This window comes from Streptomyces sp. WAC04114 (genome assembly GCF_019733245.1).
Taxonomy (GTDB): Bacteria; Actinomycetota; Actinomycetes; order Streptomycetales; family Streptomycetaceae; genus Streptomyces; species Streptomyces massasporeus_A.
This window is the reverse complement of sequence record NZ_JAIGQA010000331.1, coordinates 1-3,006: the sequence shown is the minus strand read 5'-3', so window position 1 is coordinate 3,006 and position 3,006 is coordinate 1. Positions and strand designations below refer to the sequence as shown.

General features: G+C 77.1%; 1 protein-coding gene. It reads left to right on the top strand.

Annotated features, from left to right (window positions below):
• Positions 1-3,006: SAV_2336 N-terminal domain-related protein (locus K4G64_RS38830; protein ID WP_221760553.1), on the top strand; the 3,006-nt coding region annotated here is incomplete at both ends.

The following is a 3,006-nucleotide window of genomic DNA, read 5'->3' as shown; positions in this document are numbered from 1 at the left end:
CCGCGGCACCACCCCGGCGGCGGTGGATCGGCGCTCCTCGCGCCCGCGCCGCCGATGCTCCCCCACCCCCTCGCGTTGCAGCGCGCCCTGCGTCCGCTGCAGCGCAAGGTGCCCTCCCCGCACGCGCGCCTGCTGGACGAGCGCGCGACGGCCGACCGGATCGCGCGGCTCGGCGCCCACCCGGCCGTGTGGCTCCCCGTGCTGCGCCCGGCACCCGACCGCTGGCTGCGCCTGAACCTCGTGCACGACACCGGCCCCACCATGCCGGTCTGGCGCCCCCTGGTGAGCGAACTGCACGCGGCGCTGGCCCAGTCGGGCATCTTCCGCGCGGTCACCCTGCACCCGGCCACTCCCGACGGCCGCGCCCGCCAGGTCCCCGTCCTCGCCGACGGCCGCACGGCCACCCTCGTGGTCAGCGACTGCATGGGCCCGCAGTGGCGCCCGGGCGAGGCGGGCGAGCGCTGGTACCGCACCCTGCGGAACTGGGCCCACCGCATGCCGCTCGCCGTCGTCCAGCCTCTCCCCGAACACCTGTGGCCCACCACGGCGTTGCCCGCCGAGCCGGGCCTGCTGACGGCCCCCACCACCGCGGCCCCCACGGCGACCCTCGCGTTCACCCCGTACGACGCCTCACCACCTCCGGACGGGGCCCTCCCGCTGCCGGTCCTGGAACCGGGCGCCCCCTGGCTCGCCCACTGGGCCGCCCTGCTCGCCGACCCTGGCGGCGCCCGCACACCCGGCGCGGTGGCCTGGCTGCCGCCCGCTCCCGCGCTCCCCGCCGAGCCCGCCCCCGACCACACCACGGCCTCTCCCGAGGACCTGGTCCTGCGCTTTCGCGCGACCGCGTCCCCCGAGGCCTTCCGCCTGGCCGGGCACCTGGCGCTGGCGGTCCCCTCGGTCCCGGTGATGCGCCTCGTCCAGCGCACCCTGGACCGCGACCCGCGCCCCCAGCACCTGGCCGAGGTGATCCTCAGCGGCATGCTCACCGCCGCCCCCGGCCCCTCCGGCTCCTACGCGTTCCGGCCCGGCGTACGGGAGTTGCTGCTGCGCTCCCTGCCCCGCACGGCCCGTGGCCGGACCCGGGAGTTCCTCGCCCGGGTCGGGGGCCTGATCGACGAGCGCGCGGGGCTCGCGGCCGGTCAGTTCCGGGCCGAGACGGGCGACGGACACGACGAGGCCGGCGCGGCGTTCGCGACCGTCAGCGAGGAGACCGTGCGGCGGCTGGGCGGAACGGACCCGCGATCGGACACGGACCCGCGATCGGGCACGGACCCGCAATCGGACACACGGGCCGCCGCCCCCACGATCCTCTTCGAGTCCGACGACCTCACCGGCCACCCCGAGGCCCGCATCACCCTCGAGTACGCGGTGCACGAGATGCTCTCGCGCGGCGCGCTCGCCCCCCACCGGTTCGACGTGCGCGTCCGCGGCAGCGGCTACGACGTCCACACCGAACCCGGCACCTACCTGCTCCCCGTGCTGGTCGCCGTCCTGCGGGGCCTGCCCGAGGTGCTCACCGGACTCGTGGACCCGCCGCCCCTGACCGTCACGTTCTGGGACCGGCCCGTCCCGCCGCCCGAGCCGCCGCCCGTGCCCGCCGACATCCAGGTGATCGTCTCCCCGGCCGTCTACGAGCAGTTCGCCGCCAGCTCCGCCGCCCAGGGCCCCCAGCGCTTCCAGCCCCTCTACCAGGACGGCGCCACGGACACCCCGCCCGTCGCCTGGTACTGCCCGCTGTCCCCCGCCACGACCCCCGAGCCCGAGGCCCGCGACCTGGTGCGGGGCCCCTTCATCACCCGCGACCTGCGCCGGCTCGGCATACCGGCCCCGGGCCGCACGGCCGTCGTCCACACCCGGCCCGACGGCCCGCTGACCCTTCTCAACCCCGCCCGGCCGCATGGTGACGGCAAGCCGCGGCTCGTGACGTACTACGAGGTCGACCTCACCACGCACCAGGCCCACCACCGGGTCTCGCTGCCGAGTTCCGGCAAGGGCGCCTTCGCCGCGGCGGTCGAGCTGTCCTGGCACGTGGAGGACCCGGTCGCCTTCGTACGGGCCGAGGTCGGCCGGGTGTCCGAACCGCTGCTCGGCCACCTGCTGGAGGAAGCGGCCCGCATCACCCGCCGGCATCCGCTGCGCCGGGCGGGCGCCGCCCAGCGCGCGGTCAACGCCGGGCTGCGCCACTGGCCGGTGCCCGGGCTGTCGGTGACGGCCTCGGTTCAACTGGACCGGGAGGGCGCGGCCCTGCCCGCACCGCAGGGGGCCGCTCCCGCGCGGCTCCCGCTGCCGCGGCTGCTCGGCGAGGCCGAGACGGTCCTGGTCGGCTTCGACGGCCCGATGACCCGCCTGTTCTCGGCGAGCACCGCGCGCGAGGCCGTGCTCGGCCTGCTCGCCCTCGTCGACGAGCACCGCGACGCGCGGCACGCCCTGCCCGGCGCGGTGCGGGAGACGTTCGCCCATCCGCTGGACGTGCTCCGGGCCTTCGCGCAGGACCCGCTCGGGCCGCTGCTGCGCGAACGCCTGGACGAGATCGAACTCCGGGCGGTGCCGCACGCCCCGGCCACGCACAACTCCGCGCCACTGGTGCGCACCCTGCACGCCTCCGGCCGCCGCGTCTGCGTCGTCACGGACGTCTGCGCCGAGGCCGTACCCCGCTATCTGCGGCCCTACGGCGCCCTGCCCGTGGCCGGCGTCCACGGACGCGCCGAGGACCTCGCGCTGCTCACCCCGCACCCGGACTGCATGCTGCGCGCCCTCGACGCCTGCGCGGGGTCGGCCGCCACGGGCCTGGTCATCGGCTCCACCGTCGCCGAGCTCGCCGCCGCCCAGCGGGCCGGGCTGCGCTTCGTCGGCCTCGCCCGGAACACCACCACCGACCGGCAGCTGCGCGAGGCCGGCTGCGAAATCGTCGTCATCCCGGCCGCGCTGACGACCGAGGGGGGCCACGGCCTGCAGTTCGAGGACGTGGCGTCCCGTGAACACGTCGCCACCCTGTGCGTCACCCCC